The sequence below is a fragment of the Allobosea sp. BH3 genome (assembly GCF_025499465.1).
Classification (GTDB): Bacteria; Pseudomonadota; Alphaproteobacteria; order Rhizobiales; family Beijerinckiaceae; genus Allobosea.
On record NZ_JAIMCA010000002.1, the window covers coordinates 372,886 to 390,060 of the forward strand.

Annotated in this window: 15 protein-coding genes; all 15 read left to right on the forward strand. The window is 66.1% G+C overall.

Annotated elements, in window-relative coordinates; genetic code table 11:
* The first annotated feature begins 13 nt into the window (after positions 1-13).
* The 15 genes from cydB to BoBH3_RS06810 all read left to right on the forward strand — a co-directional run bounded on the left by cydB (position 14) and on the right by BoBH3_RS06810 (position 17,051).
* Positions 14-1,168: a cytochrome d ubiquinol oxidase subunit II gene (gene cydB, locus BoBH3_RS06740; RefSeq protein ID WP_262329999.1), complete on the forward strand. Its 1,155-nt coding sequence runs from the start codon at positions 14-16 to the stop codon at positions 1,166-1,168.
* A 23-nt stretch (positions 1,169-1,191) separates the two neighbouring features.
* Positions 1,192-1,323, forward strand: a complete 132-nt coding sequence (gene cydX, locus BoBH3_RS06745) for a cytochrome bd-I oxidase subunit CydX (RefSeq protein ID WP_262330000.1) — start codon at positions 1,192-1,194, stop codon at positions 1,321-1,323.
* A gap of 231 nt (positions 1,324-1,554) precedes the next feature.
* Positions 1,555-2,307 carry a DeoR/GlpR family DNA-binding transcription regulator gene (locus tag BoBH3_RS06750; RefSeq protein ID WP_262330001.1) on the forward strand — a complete coding sequence of 251 codons (753 nt, stop codon included), beginning with the start codon at positions 1,555-1,557 and terminating at the stop codon, positions 2,305-2,307.
* 116 nt (positions 2,308-2,423) lie between these two features.
* Positions 2,424-3,413 carry a phosphate/phosphite/phosphonate ABC transporter substrate-binding protein gene (phnD, locus tag BoBH3_RS06755; protein WP_262330002.1) on the forward strand — a complete coding sequence of 330 codons (990 nt, stop codon included), beginning with the start codon at positions 2,424-2,426 and terminating at the stop codon, positions 3,411-3,413.
* A gap of 41 nt (positions 3,414-3,454) precedes the next feature.
* Positions 3,455-4,264: a phosphonate ABC transporter ATP-binding protein gene (gene phnC, locus BoBH3_RS06760; RefSeq protein WP_262330451.1), complete on the forward strand. Its 810-nt coding sequence runs from the start codon at positions 3,455-3,457 to the stop codon at positions 4,262-4,264.
* Positions 4,265-4,266: 2 nt separating this feature from the next.
* Positions 4,267-5,067 carry a phosphonate ABC transporter, permease protein PhnE gene (phnE, locus tag BoBH3_RS06765; protein WP_262330003.1) on the forward strand — a complete coding sequence of 267 codons (801 nt, stop codon included), beginning with the start codon at positions 4,267-4,269 and terminating at the stop codon, positions 5,065-5,067.
* The gene (phnE, locus tag BoBH3_RS06770) at positions 5,064-5,894 is read left to right on the forward strand and encodes a phosphonate ABC transporter, permease protein PhnE (RefSeq protein WP_262330004.1); all 831 of its coding nucleotides are present in this window, start codon (positions 5,064-5,066) and stop codon (positions 5,892-5,894) included. Before phnE (BoBH3_RS06765) ends, phnE (BoBH3_RS06770) begins: the two co-directional genes overlap by 4 nt.
* Positions 5,872-6,813, forward strand: coding sequence for a TIGR01459 family HAD-type hydrolase (locus tag BoBH3_RS06775; protein WP_262330005.1), 942 nt, complete (start codon positions 5,872-5,874; stop codon positions 6,811-6,813). Before phnE (BoBH3_RS06770) ends, BoBH3_RS06775 begins: the two co-directional genes overlap by 23 nt.
* 45 nt (positions 6,814-6,858) lie before the next feature.
* Entirely contained in the window at positions 6,859-8,187 is a 1,329-nt protein-coding gene (locus BoBH3_RS06780) for an ABC transporter substrate-binding protein (protein ID WP_410050566.1), read from the forward strand.
* Between the two features lie 161 nt (positions 8,188-8,348).
* Positions 8,349-10,070, forward strand: a complete 1,722-nt coding sequence (locus tag BoBH3_RS06785; protein ID WP_262330006.1) for an ABC transporter permease — start codon at positions 8,349-8,351, stop codon at positions 10,068-10,070.
* Positions 10,071-10,072: 2 nt separating this feature from the next.
* Complete coding sequence (locus BoBH3_RS06790) at positions 10,073-11,176, forward strand: ABC transporter ATP-binding protein (protein WP_262330007.1); 1,104 nt, start codon at positions 10,073-10,075, stop codon at positions 11,174-11,176.
* A 209-nt stretch (positions 11,177-11,385) separates the two neighbouring features.
* Positions 11,386-12,273, forward strand: a complete 888-nt coding sequence (locus BoBH3_RS06795; protein WP_262330008.1) for a LysR family transcriptional regulator — start codon at positions 11,386-11,388, stop codon at positions 12,271-12,273.
* A 146-nt stretch (positions 12,274-12,419) separates the two neighbouring features.
* The gene (locus BoBH3_RS06800; RefSeq protein ID WP_262330009.1) at positions 12,420-14,546 is read left to right on the forward strand and encodes a hydantoinase/oxoprolinase family protein; all 2,127 of its coding nucleotides are present in this window, start codon (positions 12,420-12,422) and stop codon (positions 14,544-14,546) included.
* Positions 14,539-16,248 (forward strand): hydantoinase B/oxoprolinase family protein, encoded by a 1,710-nt coding sequence (locus tag BoBH3_RS06805; RefSeq protein WP_262330010.1) that lies wholly within the window; start codon positions 14,539-14,541, stop codon positions 16,246-16,248. The genes BoBH3_RS06800 and BoBH3_RS06805 overlap by 8 nt, the downstream gene beginning before the upstream one ends.
* A gap of 38 nt (positions 16,249-16,286) precedes the next feature.
* The gene (locus tag BoBH3_RS06810; RefSeq protein ID WP_262330011.1) at positions 16,287-17,051 is read left to right on the forward strand and encodes an HpcH/HpaI aldolase family protein; all 765 of its coding nucleotides are present in this window, start codon (positions 16,287-16,289) and stop codon (positions 17,049-17,051) included.
* The last annotated feature ends 124 nt before the right edge of the window (positions 17,052-17,175 follow it).

Genomic DNA, 17,175 nt, shown 5'->3' on the forward strand with positions numbered 1-17,175 from the left:
AGGAGCGAAAACGATGATCGACTTCCTCTTCTCCTACGAAACGCTGCGGCTGATCTGGTGGGTCCTGCTCGGCGTGCTGCTGATCGGCTTCGCCGCGATGGACGGCTTCGACCTCGGCGTCGGCGCGCTCCTGCCCTTCGTCGCCAAGGACGATATCGAGCGCCGGGTCGCCATCAACACGGTCGGGCCGGTCTGGGAAGGCAACCAGGTCTGGTTCATCCTCGGCGGCGGCGCGATCTTCGCGGCATGGCCGGCGCTCTACGCGCTGAGCTTCTCCGGCTTCTATCTCGCGATGTTCCTGGTGCTGTGCGCGCTGATCCTGCGGCCGGTCGGCTTCAAGTACCGCTCGAAAAGACCCGACGCTGCCTGGCGCGAACGCTGGGACTGGGCGCTCTTCATCGGCGGCGCCGTGCCGGCGCTGATCTTCGGCGTCGCGATCGGCAACACGTTGCAGGGCGTGCCCTTCCACTTCACGCCGGAACTGCGGCCGATCTACGAGGGCAGCCTGATCGGGCTGCTGAACCCGCTCGCCCTTTTCTGCGGGCTGGTCTCGCTGGCGATGATCGTGATGCACGGCGCCGCCTGGCTCTCATTCAAGGCCGACGGCATCGTCTCGCAGCGGGCCAAGGCCTATGGCACAGGCGCCGCGCTCCTCACCGCAACGCTGTTCGCGCTCGGCGGCCTGCTCGTCTGGGCGGGATTGCTCGGCGGCTACAAGGTGACCTCCCCGATCGTCTGGGACGGCCCCTCCAACCCGATCGGCAAGACGGTGGTCGCCGATGCCGGCGCCTGGCTCGCGAATTTCCGCGCGCACCCGGCGCTGTGGGCCGTTCCGGCGCTGGGCGTGACGGCGCCGCTGCTGGCGGCGATCGGTTTCCGCACCGGGCAGGAAGGGCTGACCTTCCTCGCCTCCAAGCTCGCGGTCGCCATGATCGTCGCCACGGTCGGCCTCGCGATGTTCCCGATCCTGCTGCCGTCGAGCACCAATCCGGGCCATTCGCTTACGGTGTTCGACGCCTCGTCGAGCCGCGCGACGCTGCGCAACATGCTGCTGGCGACGCTGATCTTCATGCCGCTGATCCTCGCCTATACGGCATGGGTCTACCGCGTGCTGTGGGGCAAGGTCAGCGAAAAGGGCGTCGAGGACGCCGGCCATTCGGCCTACTGAAGACGGAACAAGGAGAACGAGCCATGTGGTATTTCGCCTGGGTTCTCGGCCTCGGCCTCGCCGCCTCTGTCGGCATCCTCAACGCGCTCTGGTACGAGCTGCGCACGGTCCGCGAGGAACCGGTCCACGATACGGTGCCACTCCTGACACCGTAGGCGCGGGCGCGAGAGGAGTCGGTGACGAGCCCGCATCGCTGGATGCGCGGGGCTACATGCCGAGTTCCGCTTTCTTTTGGTAGAGATCCTGGCACATGTCCGTCTGCGAGCGGGCCGGACAGGCTCCTTGCGGGCACGCTCGATTCCTGACTGCATGCCAGTTCGCAGCGCGCCTTCCGCGCGCTCGGAGCCTCGTGGACGATGAGTGGAAATCTTCCCAGCCGGAAAACGTTGACTGTCCGACAGAAGGAAATCCTAGCAGTCGTGCAGGAGCTCGGCTTCACGACCATCGAAACGCTAGCGGCCCGCTTCGGCGTTTCAGCACAGACCATCCGGCGCGAGATCATACGCTTGCAGGACGGGAATTTCCTGCAGCGCTTCCATGGTGGGGCGGGGCTCGCCTCCGGCGGCATACGCTCTGCCTATGCGCAGAAACTGACCGTCTCGCCACAGGGCAAGCAGCGGATCGGCGAGGCCGTGGCCGGCGTCATCCCGGCCGGCGCCTGCGTGTTCCTGGACGTCGGGACCACGGTCGAAGCTGCGGCTCGCGCGCTGCTTGGCAAGGCCGGGCTGCGCATCGTCACGGCCAGTGTCTCGGTCGCCAACATCTTCTGCCAAGGCGGCATCTTCGATGTGGTGGTGACGGGTGGCGTCACGCGCGGCGCCAACGGTTCCCTGGTCGGCCAGCAGGCGATCGCCTCGATCGCGGCATTCCGCTTCGACTATGCGATCCTGGGCATCGGCGGCTTCGACGACGATGGCGCGCCGATGGATTTCGATCTCGAGAAGATTGCCGTTCGCCAGGCGGCGATGGCACGCGCCTGCAGCACGATCGTTCTGGCCGATCACAGCAAGTTCGACCAGGTCGGCACAGCGCGCATCGCCGATCCCGAAATGATCGACCTGTTCGTCATCGACGCCGATCCGACCGAGCGGCTGCGGGAAGCCTGGCAGCGAGGCGGCAGCCGCTGGCTGGTGGCGTAGGGCCGCCTTCCCCGATTGATGAGCCGGCAACCCTTGCCTCCCTGGTCGTTCTTGATCAGGATGGAAGAAATCTTACACGAGCGCCATTCAATGGCGCCGGCTCCAGGGAGGTCGCCATGTTGCGCGCGAAGTTCGCGTTCCTTTGCCTATCCGCTCTCGGCCTCGGCCTGTCGGCGCCGGTCCAAGCGCAGGACTGCGCCAATCGCGGCACGCTCGATGCCCGCTATTGCGACGCCAATCGCGACCTTCTGGCCGATACTCCGACCGATCCCGCCAGGCAGAAGGACCCCGACACGCTGGTGTTCTCCTACACGCCGGTGGAGGATCCGGCCGTCTATGAGAATGTCTTCGCCGACTTCCTCGCACATCTGAGCAAGGTCACCGGCAAGCGCATCCGCTGGTTCGGCGCCGAGTCCTATGCGGCGCAGGTAGAGGCGATGCGCTCCGGCCGGCTGCATATCGCCGGTGTGGCAAGCGGCCCGACGCCGTTCGCCGTGAACCTGGCGGGCTTCGTGCCGATCGTGGCGATGGCGAAGGTCGACGATTCGATCGGCTACACGCTCCAGCTGATCGTGCCGAAGGATTCCCCGATCAAGGGCATCGCCGATCTCAAGGGCAAGCGCGTCGCCCATGTCGCGCCGTCCTCAAATTCCGGGGACACGGCACCGCGCATCCTGTTCAAGGAGAAGGGCGTCGTGCCGGGCAAGGACTACGAGGTCCTCTATTCCGGCAAGCACGACAACTCGATCATGGGCGTGGTCAACAAGGACTATGACGCCGCGCCCGTCGCCTCCAGCGTGGTCGAGCGCATGGCGGACCGCGGCATGTTCAAGCGCGACGATATCCGGATCGTCTACGAATCCAGCCCGTTTCCGCGCACCGCCTTCGGCATCGCGCATGACCTGAAGCCGGAGCTGCAGGCTAAGATCAAGGAGGCCTTCCTCTCCTTCGACTTCCTGAAATCCGCCCTTGCGAAGGAATTCAAGGACACCAAGGGCTTCAAGGAGCTTAGCTACAAGGACGCTTGGGGCGACATCATCCTGATCCAGCGCGACAGCGGCGTCACCTACAGCCAGGACGGCCTCTCCAAGCTCAAGGGCGACTGATGATGCCCGCTTCTGAAGGAGCGGCGCAGGCTGCCGCTCCGCTGCTGGCCGTCGAAGGCCTCGCCAAGACCTACCCCACCGGCAAGAAGGCGCTCGGCGGCGTCGACGTCGTCATCGACCGGCCTCAGCTGGTGGCGGTGATCGGCTCGTCCGGCGCCGGGAAGAGCACCTTCATCCGCTGCATCAACCGGCTGGTGGAGCCGACATCGGGGCGCATCCTGCTCAACGGGGAAGACATCGTTGGGCTGGACCGCAAGGGCCTGCGCGCAGCGCGGCGCCGGATCGGGATGATCTTCCAGGAATACAACCTGGTCGAGCGCCTGAGCGTGATGCAGAACGTGCTCTCGGGCCGGCTCGGCTATACCGGTCTGCTGGCGTCGCTGCGCTACCGCTTTCCGCCGCAGGACATCCAGGCCGCTTTCGCGCTGCTCGACCGCGTCGGCCTCGATGGCTATCACAACCAGCGCGCCGACGCCTTGTCGGGCGGCCAGCGCCAGCGTGTCGGCATCGCCCGAGCGCTGATGCAGCGGCCCGATCTTCTACTCCTCGACGAGCCGACTGCGAGCCTCGACCCCAAGACGTCGCGCCAGATCATGCGTCTCGTGCGCGAGCTGGTGGCCGAGCGGCAGACGCCCGCGATCATCAATATCCATGACGTGGCGCTGGCGCGCGCCTATGCCGACCGGATCATCGGCCTGAAGGACGGGCTGCTCGTCTTCGATGCTGCGGCCGAGGCCCTGACCGACGAGGCGCTGACGCGCATCTATGGCGAGGAGGACTGGTCGACGCCTCAGGGCGAGGAGGAGGACGAGCAGGCGACGGGCGCTGTGGCTCCCCTCCGGGCGGAATGACGATGGCCGCTCCAGCCTATCCGAGCGCCTGGCGCCCGCCGACCATTTTCGGCAGCCCGGGACGGCGCTTCGCCTTCTGGGCGCTCGTCGCGGCCTATCTCGTCTGGTCGCTCTCGACGCTGAATGTCGACACGGCCCGGATGTTGGCCGGCCTGCCACGCGCCTGGAACATCCTCGTGCGGATGATGCCGCCCGATTTCGGGCGCTGGCAGCTCCTGCTGACCGGCATGGTCGAAAGCGTGCAGATCGCGATCGCCGCGACGATCGTCGGGGCCGTGCTGTCCATTCCGCTCGGCATCGCCGCCGCGTCCAACCTCTCCCCACGCCCGGTTTATTTCGCTGCGCGCGGCTTCATCGTCGTCGGGCGAACCTTTCACGAGGTGATCATCGCCATCTTCTTCGTGAAGCTCTTCGGCTTCGGCCCCGTCGCCGGGCTGCTGACGCTCGCCTTCTCCTCGGCGATCTTCCTCGGAAAGATGCTGGCCGAGGACATCGAGAACATGAAGCCAGGCCCCGTCGAGGCGATCCGCGCCACGGGGGCGAGCTTCGGACAGACATTCGCCTATGCGGTCGTTCCGCAGGTGCTGGTGAAGACGCTCGGCGTGCTGATCTACCGGCTCGATTCCAACCTGCGCCATTCAACCGTGATCGGCATCGTCGGAGCCGGCGGCATCGGCCAGACGCTGTCGGCCTCCTTCTCGCGTTACGATTTCGATTTCGCCAGCGCGATCCTGCTGACGATCGCGGCCATGGTCGCCCTTGGCGAATGGTTCAGCGACTGGGCGAGGCGCAGGCTGAGATGACCGCACATCAGCCGCCGCACCGGCCCGCTCCGATGCGGGACTATCCCGACCGCTGGGAACGCTATTCGGCGCGCGAGCGCCTCCTTCACTGGCTCTGGCTCGGCGGCATCGCGCTGGCGGCGGCCTGGTCGGTCTCGGCGCTTGACATCGAATGGGCGTTCTTCGCCGATGCGCATGAGCAGGCCGCCGACCTGATCGGCCGCATGTGGCCGCCGCGCTGGTCCTACCTGCCGCGGATCGTGCAGCCCCTGATCGAGACCCTGCACATCGCCACGCTCGGCACCATGATCGCGATCGTCTTCGCGGTTCCCGTCGCCTTCCTGGCGGCGCGCAACACCACCTGGAACCAGGGAACCTGGCTGCTCGGGCGCGGCATCCTGGTGCTCTCGCGCTCGATCAACACGGTGATCTGGGGACTGGTCTTCGTCGCGATTTTCGGGCCCGGACCGGTGGCCGGCATTTGCGCCGTGGCGGCGCGCTCGGTCGGCTTCATCGCCAAGCTCGTCGCGGAAGCGATCGAGGAGGTCGATGCCGGCCAGATCGAGGCGGTGGAAGCGACCGGCGCCAGCACGCTCCAGGTCTACGGCGTCGCCATCCTGCCGCAGATCCTGCCGGTCCTGATCGGAACCTCGATCTATCGCTGGGACATCAATGTGCGGGAGTCGAGCGTGCTCGGCTTCGTCGGCGCCGGCGGCATCGGGCTGCTGCTCTATGCCTCGATCAACCAGTTCGCCTGGTCCCAGGCCATCGTCATCCTGATCGCCATCCTCGGCATCGTCATCATCAGCGAAGCGATTTCAGCCTATGTCCGCGCCCGCATCGTCTGATCTGCGGCACCGGACGGCGTTCCCGGACGGTGTCTCGCAACTGGCTGGGCGCTATGACGGCTTCCTGCTCGACCAGTGGGGCGTGCTGCATGACGGCGCAGCGGCCCATGAAGGCGCCATCGCCTGCCTCGAAGCCATGCGCGCGGCCGGCAAGCGCGTCGTCATTCTCTCGAATTCGGGACGTGACGGCAGCGAGAACGAGGCCATCCTGGCCAGAATGGGCTTTTCCCGCGACCTCTACGATTCCGTCGTCTCCGCCGGGGACGACGCCCGCGATGCGCTGTTGCGGCGGGACGAGCCGGCCTATCGCGACCTGGGCACACGCTGCCTGCCGCTCACGCGGCCGGGCGAGCAGCATCTGGCAGATGGCCTCGGACTGACGCTCGTGGATGCGCCCGAGCAGGCGGACTTCCTGTTCGTGCTCAGTATCGATGCCGAGAAACAGTCGGTCGCCGGCTGGCGCCCCGTGCTGGAGCGCGCCCTGTCGCAGGGACTGCCGATGATCTGCGGCAATCCCGACCGCCACCGCGTCCATCCGGGCGGGCGCCTGCTGGAGGCGCCGGGTGCGATCGCCCTGGCGTATGAGCGAATGGGCGGCGTGGTGCATTACCATGGCAAGCCGGAGCCGCGCATTTATCGTACCTGCCTGCAGAGGCTTGGTCTGCCGCCCAGCCGCCTGCTCGCGATCGGTGACTCGCTCGAACATGACGTCGCGGGCGCGGCCCGCGCGGGCGTCGATTGCCTCTTCATCGCCGGGGGCATTCACCGGGACGAGCTGAGCTGGAGCGAGGGCGATCAGGCGTTCCAGCGCAGCTGCGAGGCCTTGTTTGCCCGCAACGCAGCTTCGCCGACATACTGCCTGCCAACATTTGCCTGGGGGACGGGCTCGCACACTGCGAGCAGCGCTGCCGGCCGATAAGAATCCAAGAAACCGCCAAGAAACAAACCACCAGGGAGAACGTCCATGCTGAACCGTCGTTTCGTGATCGCAGCCACCCTGGGGGCGATGAGCCTGCCCGGCATCGCCCTGGCACAGGCGCCTGCCGGCAAGGTCACGGTGGTGACCTCGTTTTCCAAGGATGTGACCGACCCGATCAAGAAAGCCTTCGAGAAGGCCGTGCCCGGCGTCACGCTCGAGGTCCAGAACCGCAACACCAATGCTGGCGTGAAATATGTCGAGGAAACCAAGGCGAACAATCAGGTCGATCTGTTCTGGGCCTCGGCGCCGGACGCCTTCGAGGTCCTGAAGGGCAAGAAGCTGCTGACCGCCTACAAGCCGAAGGCTACCGACATCCCAGAGAAGATCGGTTCGTACCCGATCAACGACCCGGACGGCTTCTATTTCGGCTTCGCGGCCTCGGGTTACGGCATCATGTGGAACGAGCGCTACGCGAAGGCCAACAAGCTGCCTGAGCCAAAGGACTGGCAGGATCTCGCCAAGCCAGCCTTCTACGACCATGTCGCGATCGCCGCCCCGTCGCGTTCGGGCACGACGCATCTGACGATCGAGACCATCCTGCAGGGCGAGGGCTGGGACAAGGGCTGGCGCACCATCAAGGAGATGGCCGGCAACTTCCGCTCGATCAACGAGCGCTCCTTCGGTGTGCCGGAGCAGGTCAATTCGGGCCAGGTCGGCGTCGGCATCGTGATCGATTTCTTCGCCTTCTCGGCGCAGGCCTCGGGCTTCCCGGTCAAGTTCGTCTACCCGACGGTGACCACGGTCGTGCCCGCCAATGTCGGCATTATCGCCAATCCGCCGAACAAGGCCGCGGCCGAGGCCTTCATCGAGTTCCTGCTCTCGCCCGCCGGCCAGGAGGTTCTGCTGGAGCCCGGCATCCGACGCCTGCCGGTCAACCCGGCTGTCTACGCCAAGGCCGGGGCCGACTACCCCAACCCCTTCACCGATCCCCGCTTCCAGAAGATGATCGGCTTCGACGTCGACAAGTCGGAGCAGCGCACGGCCGTCGTCGACACGCTGTTCGACCAGCTGATCTCCTTCCAACTCGACGGGCTGAAGGGTGTCAACAAGGTGCTCCACGAGGTCGATGCGGCTCTCGCCAAGAAGCCGAACGAGCAGGCCAAGGCGCTGGCCGAGGAGGCGCGCGTGCTGCTGGCGGCCATGCCGGTCACCGAGGCGCAGGCCGCGAGCGCCGAGCTGCGCGGAGCCTTCACCGGCGGCAAGGAGAAGGGGGCGCGCCAGGCCGAGGTCGAGAACCAGTGGGCCGGATTTGCCCGCGATCATTACGCCAAGGCGAAGGCCAAGGCCGAGGATGCGCTGAAGGCCGCGAAGTAGGCTTTCACGCGCGTGTCATCCCGTGCGCGCTGCTGCGTGAAACGCTGCGGCGCAGACACGGGACCGCGTGACGAGAAGGCGCCTTTTCCTGCAGACGATCCCGCATCTGCGCGGCGGCATTCCATGCCGCAGCGCGTGCGGGATGACACCCGGCCCGCTTCATGACAGCCATCCCGACCGCAACCACATCGCACCCGTCCCGTCGCATCTCCGCGACACCCGGCCAGATCGCGCTGGCGCTCGCCATCGCCGCGTTCCTCGTGATGTTCCTGGTGCTGCCGGTCGCGACGGTGATCTACGTCGCCTTCACCGAGAAGGGCACGTCGAGCTTCACGCTGGTCAATTTCTACGACTTCTTCCGCACCGAGCTGTTCATGCGCTCGCTGTGGAACTCGACTTATGTCGCGGCGATGTCGGTGGTCTGGGCTTCGGTCTTCGCCCTGCCGCTAGCCTATCTGACCACGCGCTTCGCCTTTCGCGGCGCCGCGATCGTCCAGACGCTCGGCTTCCTGCCGCTGATCATGCCGCCCTTCGTCGGCGCGGTGGCCATGCAGCTCTTCTTCGGCAGGAACGGCTCGATCAACCTGCTGCTGGACGAGTATTTGGGCTTCAAGATCGACTTCATGGAGGGGCTGAACGGCGTCATATTCGTCCAGTCGGTCCACTACTTCCCCTTCATCCTGATCAACCTCTCGGCGGCGCTGCGCAACATCGACCGCGCCATGGAAGAGGCGGCGCAGAATCTCGGCTCCTCCGGCTTCCGGCTCTTCCGGCGGATCGTCTTCCCTCTCGCCATGCCGGGCTATCTCGCCGGCGCCTCGCTCGTCTTCGTCAAGGTGTTCGACGATCTGGCGACGCCGCTGCTGCTCAATGTGAAGGACATGCTCGCCCCGCAGGCCTATCTGCGCGTCACCTCGATCGGCATCGCCGACCCGATGGGATATGTGATCTCGGTCGTCCTGATCGTCGCCTCGGTGCTGGCGATGTGGCTCTCGGCACAAGCCCTGAAGGGCCGCGACTATGCCACCACCCAGCGCGGCGGCGGGGGCCTTGCCCGCCGCAAGATGAGCCCCGGCGAGGCGGCGCTCGGCTATGGCGTCGTGTTCCTGATCCTGGCGCTCGTGCTGGCGCCGCATCTGGGTCTGCTGCTGCTGTCCTTCGCGACGATCTGGTCGTTCTCGCCGCTGCCGGACGGCTTCACCCTGGCGCATTACGGCCGCGTCTTCGGCGAAAGCTCGATCTACATCAAGAACACGCTGCTCTACGCCACCATCGCCGGAGGCATCGATGTCGTGCTCGGCGTCGCGATCGCCTATCTCGTGCTGCGCACCAAGCTGATCGGCCGCGAATGGCTCGACTGGATGGCGACGGCTGCGCTCGCGATACCCGGCGTGGTGCTGGGCATCGGCTATCTACGCGCCTTCTACGGGGTCACCCTGCCCGACGGCACGCCGCTGGCATCGCTCTGGATCACCATCGTGCTGGCCTTGGCCATCCGTCGGCTGCCCTATGCGCTGCGCGCCTGTTACGCCGCCCTGCAGCAGATCTCGGTCTCGCTGGAGGAGGCCGCCGAGAATCTCGGCGCCACCAAGTCCCGGACCGTGCGCCGCGTCGTCGTGCCGCTGATGGCGGGTGGCATTCTCGCGGGCTTCGTCACCTCCTTCTCGACGGCCGCGGTCGAGCTCTCGGCGACGCTGATGCTGGTGCAATCCAACTCCGATGCGCCGCTGGCCTACGGGCTCTACGTCTTCATGCAGTCTGCGGCGGGGCGCGGGCCCGGTGCGGCACTCGGCGTCATCGCCGTGCTGCTGGTCGCGGCCTGCACCTTTCTCTCGCATCTCGTGATCGAGCGCAGCCAGAAAGCCAAGGGCATGGACCACTGACGATGAATGCGTCGATCAAGCAAGACACGGCTGCAGCAGCCATCGCCACTCCGGCGCTCTCCGTCGAGATCGAGGGGGTCAACCTGTCCTATGGCGACAACCATGTCCTGAAGGATGTCGGGCTCTCGATCAGGCCGGGCGAGTTCTTCGCCTTTCTCGGCCCTTCGGGTTGCGGCAAGACCACCCTGCTCAGGTTGATCGCCGGGTTCAACCAGGCCGATACGGGCCGCGTCACCATTGGCGGCCGGGACATCTCGGCGCTGCCCCCCTGGAAGCGCGACGTCGGCATGGTGTTCCAGTCCTATGCGTTGTGGCCGCATATGAGCGTGCGCCGCAACGTTGCCTTTGGGCTGGAGGAGCGCGGCGTGAAGCGCGCGGAGGTCGACCGACGCGTCGATGTCGCGCTGGGCCTGGTTGGGCTTTCCCATCTGGCAGATCGCCGGCCTTCGCAGCTTTCCGGCGGCCAGCAGCAGCGCGTCGCCGTGGCACGCACTGTCGTCGTCGAGCCGAAGGTCTTGCTGCTCGACGAACCCTTGTCGAACCTCGACGCCAAGATGCGCGTGCAGGTGCGCCGGGAACTGCGTGAACTGCAGCAGCGCCTCGGACTGACGACAATCTTCGTCACCCACGACCAGGAGGAGGCGAACACGATCTGCGACCGCATCGCCGTGATGAACGACGGCATCGTGCAGCAGGTCGGTACGCCGATGGAGCTCTATGAGAACCCGGCCAACCTCTTCGTCGCCAACTTCCTCGGCACGGCCAACATCCTCGATGGGAGGATCGCTTCGGATTCACGCCATTTCGAGCTGGACGGCGGCATCGTCGTTGAGTCCGGCAGCGACATCCCGCCCGGCTCGAAACTCGTCTTCCGCCCGCAGCACGCCATTCTTGCGCCTGCCGATGCCAAGGGCGAAGGCGTCGCTATGCCCTGCATCGTGACGGGGCGGGAGTTCCTGGGCGCCAGCGTCCGCTATCTCGTCACGATCGGGACGAATCCGGTGGCGATCGACGTGCCGTTCCAGTCGGGGCGCGATCTGGTCGAGATCGGCGCGCCGGCCAGCGTGAGAATTCCTGAACGTTCGCTGCTGTGGTTGTCTAACTGATTTCGCGAAAGTTGCCTGCTGCGGTTTCGTGGACACGCCAGCGGCTTACGCCGACACCTGAGGGTAACGTTACAGACGCGCTGAGAAGCGCACTCTGATCTCGCGATAACATCCAATTGGATTTTTCTGTTTCTGCGATAGAATTTCTTTATCGATTGGAAAAACGGCCTAAAAGTGCTTGTTGCGCTGCGGCGCTCTGGAGGGGCGCGATGCCGAACTGGACCCTGAAGCAGCTCGAGAGCTTCGCCTGGGTCGCCAAGCTCGGCAGTTTCAGAGGTGCTGCCGAACGCCTTAATACCACGCAGCCGAATATCTCGGTGCGCATCTCCCAGCTCGAGGCCACGTTGGGTGTAAGGCTCTTCTATCGCGACTCCGGCTCGGTTGCCCTGACGCCGATCGGGCATTCTCTGCTGGCACATGCCGAGAAAGTGCTGCTGGCTTCGGACGAGTTCTCGCAGCATTCCATCCGTTCCGACCAGCAGGCCGGCGTCCTGCGGCTGGGCGTCGCCGAGCTGATCGCGCAGACCTGGCTGCGCGACTACCTGCTCGATCTGCGCGAGGTCTTCCCGAATGTCGATGTCGAGCTGAGGGTCGATCTGACCATCAATCTGCGCGAGGAGCTGGTCTCACGGTCGCTCGATCTGTGCCTCCTGAACGGACCGATCTCGAACTTCAACATCACCAATATCGATCTCGGCTCCGTGCCCTATCTGTGGGTGGCCTCGCCCCGGCTTGCGCTCGCCGGCTCGGATATTGCGACGATGGCGTCGCACGCGATCCTCACCCATGCGCGTAACACGCGCCATTTCGTCGAGCTTTCGGCGCATTTCCGCGACGGCTGGGAAGGGCCGATACGGATCGTTCCGTCGAGCAGCCTGGCCGCCTCGCTGCAGATGACCCTGGACGGCCTCGGAATCGCGCCGATGTCGCGCACGCTGGTGGGGAAACACCTGGAGTCCGGCGAGCTCGTGGAGGTGCCTTATCCGTGGAAGCCCAGCGCTCTGATCTTCACGGCGTCATATGCCCATACGCCAGCCAGCTTCCTGCTCAGGCGTGCCGCCGAACTCGCGGGGGAAAGGGCTGCGCGGCATCATTGAGCCGACGAGATCACGGCCGCGCGGGGGTGACCGCGGAGGGATGATCGATAAATTTCCTTTATCGAATAATATAGAAAATAATAATTCGACGACATGGGCAGACCATTTCTATCTTGATCCGATCAGGCAACGGAGGCGCACGAGCCATGTCCATTATCGGAGCCCGTCTGGGCGTCGACATCGGGGGTACCTTCACGGATGTCGTGCTCGAACAGGCGGGGCAACGCTGGTCGGCAAAGGTTCTCACCACCTATGCCGCGCCCGAGGACGCGATCATCGAGGGCATGCACCGGGTCTGCGCCAAGGCCGGCATCGCGGCTTCCGATATCGGGCAGATCATCCACGGCACGACACTGGCAACCAATGCGCTGATCGAGCGGCGCGGGGCCAAGACGGCGCTGATCACGACGGAAGGCTTCCGCGACGTCATCGAGATGCGGACGGAAAGCCGCTTCGAGCAATACGACCTCAACCTGACGCTGCCGGAACCGCTGCTGCCGCGCAATCGCCGCTACACCGTCAAGGAACGGATGGATGCCCGCGGCCGGGTGCTGCTTCCGCTGGAGCGGGCCGCGGTCGAGGCCCTGGCCGACGAACTGCGTGAGGCCGGTTATGAGAGCGTCGCCGTCGGTCTGCTCCACTCCTATGTCAACGACGCGCATGAGCGGCTGATCCTCGATGTGCTGGCCGAGCGGCTGCCCGGGGCGATGGTCTCGCTCTCGTCGGAAGTCTCGCCGCAGATGCGCGAATACGAGCGCTTCAACACGACGATCGCCAACGCCTACATCAAGCCGCTGATGAAGAGCTATCTCGTCCGGCTGAAGGGGCGGCTCGCCGCTGAGGGCGCCTCATGTCCGATCTTCCTGATGCATTCGGGCGGCGGCATCATCTCGTTGGAGAGCGCCTCGGAGTTCCCGGTGCGCCTCGTCGAATCCGGTCCGGCCGGCGGGGCCGTCTTCGCCGCCGACATCGCGGCGCGGCACGGACTGAAGAAAGTCCTGTCGTTCGACATGGGCGGCACCACCGCGAAGATCTGCCTGATCAAGAACTACACGCCGAAGACCGCGCGCGTCTTCGAGGTCGCCCGGACCTATCGCTTCAAGAAGGGCTCGGGCATGCCAATCTCGATCCCGGTGATCGACATGGTCGAGATCGGCGCCGGTGGCGGCAGCCTCGCCCACGTCGACTCAATGAATCAGATCCGCGTCGGGCCGGAAAGCGCGGGCTCCGAGCCCGGCCCCGCCTGCTACGGCCGCGACGGCAAGCGCCCGGCCGTGACCGATGCCGACGTCATCCTCGGCAAAATCGATCCGGATAATTTCGCGGCGGGCACGATTCCGCTCTTCGCAGATCAGTCGGCCGCTGCGCTGGAACGCGAGATCGGCGGCAAGCTCGGCATGGATGCCCAGGAGAGCGCCTGGGGCGTCGCCGAGGTCGTCGACGAGAACATGGCCAACGCCGCGCGCGTCCACGCCGTCGAGAACGGCGAGGACCTGTCGGAATACACGATGATCGCCTTCGGCGGCGCCGCCCCGCTCCATGCCGGCCGGCTTTGCGAGAAGCTCGGCATTTCGCGCTGCCTCGTGCCGCCCGGTGCCGGCGTCGGCTCCGCCATCGGCTTCCTCAGGGCGCCGTTCAGCTTCGAGGCCAATCGCACGCTGTTCATGCGCCTCGCCCAGTTCGACACGACGCGCGTCGCCAGGCTCTTCGACGAGATGGAAGAGGAAGCGACGCGGGTCGTGCGCTCCTGCGGCTGGGCCGGCGAGATCCTGGCCGAATACAAGGTCTATATGCGCTATGCCGGTCAGGGCTGGGAAATCCCGGTGACGCTGACGCCGGAGGAGGCGCGCGCCGCCGATCCTGCCGTCATCCTGCAGCGTTTCGAGCGCGAATACGCCAATCTGTTCGGCCGCACGGTGAAGGGACTCGCCGCCGAGATCACGGTCTGGTCGGTCAACGCTCACACGCCGCAGGAAGCCGTCGTTCCTGTCGCGCCGGGCTCGCAGATACGGGATGTACCGGCAGAGGGTAGCCGTTCCGTCTTCGATGCAGGGCTCGGCCGCCGCGTCGAAGCCGAAGCCCATAGCCGCACTGCCCTCCCCGCCGGCAGCCGGATCAACGGCCCCGGCATCGTCACCGAGGACGAGACCACCATCGTCCTGCCGTCGAGCCGTTTCGCCGTCACGCTGAATGACGGCTGCATCGACATCCGCCTTTCAGAAGTCGCACCCGCCGCCTCCGTCGCCGCGCGGAAGGAGCCCGCCCATGTCTGAGATCTCCAAGGTCGCCTATCAGGTCATGTGGAACCGCCTGATCTCGGTCGTCGAGGAACAGGCGCAGGCGCTGATCCGCACCTCCTTCTCGACCTCGGTGCGCGAGGCCGGGGACCTCTCGGCCGGCGTCTACAACGAGAAGGGCGAGATGCTGGCGCAGGCGGTGACCGGCACGCCCGGCCACGTCAACGCCATGGCCGATGCCGTCGCCCATTTCATCCGCCGCATCGGGCGCGAGAACATCGCGGAAGGCGATGTCTACATCACCAACAACCCCTGGGAGGGCACCGGCCACCTGCACGACATCACGGTCGTCAGCCCCTCCTTCCACAACGGCCGACATGTCGGCTTCTTCGCCTGCACCGCCCATATCGTCGATATCGGCGGGCGTGGTTTCGGCGCCGACGCCAATTCGGTCTATGAGGAAGGCTTGCATATCCCGATCATGAAGTTCGCCGATCGCGGGACGGTCAACGAGACGCTGGTCGCGATCATCCGCGGCAATGTCCGCGAGCCCGACCAGCTCGTCGGCGACGTCTATGCGCTCGCGACCTGCAATGAGATCGGTCATCGCCGCCTGATCGACATGATGGTCGAGTTCAAGCTCGCCGATCTCGCGGGCATCTCCGAATTCATCCTGACGAACTCCCGCCAGGCGACGCTCGACAGGATCGCGGCGCTGCCACGCGGCCAGGCCGAGGGCCATATGCGGATCGACGGCTACAGCCGGCCGATCGACCTCCACGTCAAGATCTCGATCGAGCCGGACGGTGTGCTCTGCGACTGGGCCGGCACCTCCGGCGTCGACAAGAACGGCATCAACGTGCCGCTAGTCTATACGAAGGCGTATACCTGCTACGCGTTGAAATGCGCGATCGCGCCGGAGATCCCGAACAACGCCGCCTCGCTGGAGCCGTTCCGCATCACTGCGCCGGAGCATACGATCGTCAACGCGGTCTGGCCCGCGCCGGTGGCGCTGCGCCACATCATCGGCCACATGGTGCCGGACACGATCTATGACGCGCTCGACAAGCTCCTGCCCGGCCTCGTTCCGGCCGAGGGCGCGGGCAGCCTCTGCAACTTCCAGGTCTCGCTGCGCCCGCGCAGCGACGGCCCGCAGCCGGCCGAGCCGGTGCGCGCCGAGGTGCTGACCTTCAACTCAGGTGGCTCGGGCGCGCGGCCTGCGCTCGACGGCATGAGCGCGACAGCCTTTCCCTCGGGCGTGATGACGATGCCGGTCGAGGCGACCGAGCAGGTCGGCCCGGTCATTGTCTGGCGCAAGGAACTCCGGCCCGATTCCGGCGGCAATGGCCGGCATCGCGGCGGCCTCGGCCAGCATATGGAGGTCGGTGCCTGGGAGGGCTACGAGTTCGACATCCAGGCGATGTTCGACCGCGTGCACCATCCCGCCCGTGGCCGGCGCGGCGGCGGCGGCGGCGCGCCGACGACGATCGCGCTGGACGACGGCACGGCGATGAAGGGCAAGGGCAAGCAGTTCGTGCCGCATGGCCGCAAGGTCGTCATGGCCTTTCCGGGCGGGGCGGGCTATGGCGCGCCGGCCGAGCGGGCGGCAAGCAGCGTCGAGCGCGATCTGGCGCTGGGCTATGTCTCGGCCGAGGTCGCCCGCGCCGAGTACGGGCTGTCCGAAGAGCGCGTGGCGGCTGTGCTGGCGACGTCCCGCCGTGGCGAGCTGCCTCGCTAGCGCCTTGCGCGACGGTCTGCCGAATGGAGAGCAATTCGATGCAACTGCCCACGAACAGGTTCCTCGCATCGATCCGGGCCGGGCAGCCCCAGATCGGGCTCTGGCTCAGCCTTTCCAGCGCCTTCGCCACGGAAGCAGTGGCCAGCTCCGGATTCGACTGGATGCTGATCGATACGGAGCATTCGCCGAACGACCTGAACTCCGTGATGGCGCAACTGCAGGTGCTCGCCGCCCATCCAGTCACGCCCATCGTGCGCCCGGACTGGAACGACGCCGTGCTGGTCAAGCGGTTGCTCGATCTCGGGGCGCCGGGGTTGCTCTTCCCGATGGTGCAGAACCCAGCCGAAGCCGAGAAAGCGGTCGCTGCGACCCGGTATCCGCCGCACGGCATCCGAGGCGTCAGCGGCTGCACGCGCGCCAATGCCTTCGGTCGGATGACCGACTATTTCAGCCGGATCGGCGAAGAGACGGCGGTGATCGTTCAGGTCGAGACGCGCGCGGCGGTCGAGCAGTCGCTGGAGATCGGCCGTGTCGCCGGTGTCGACGGCGTGTTCTTCGGGCCGGCGGATATCGCGGCGGATATCGGACTCCTGGGCAAGCCCACCGATCCGGCCGTGTGGGAGTTGATCCGCCCCGCGGCGCAAAGGCTGATCAAGGCCGGCATCCCGGTCGGAACGCTGGTGTTCGACCCGGCCTTCGCAAAGAGCCTGCTGGGGGAGGGCTTCTCCTTCGTGGCGTGCGGAGGCGACGCTGTTCTTCTGGCCCGTGGAGCGGACGGATTGATCGCCAAGATGCGCGGCTGATCCGGCGCAGCGCGAGGCCCGTGTCTGAAGCGCGACCACCAGCCGCCGACAGGGTGACGACGTGCCGTTGCGCCGTTCACCGCGGCTACCCCAGAAGCTGCCGCGTTGCTAGGCTGCGGCGGAC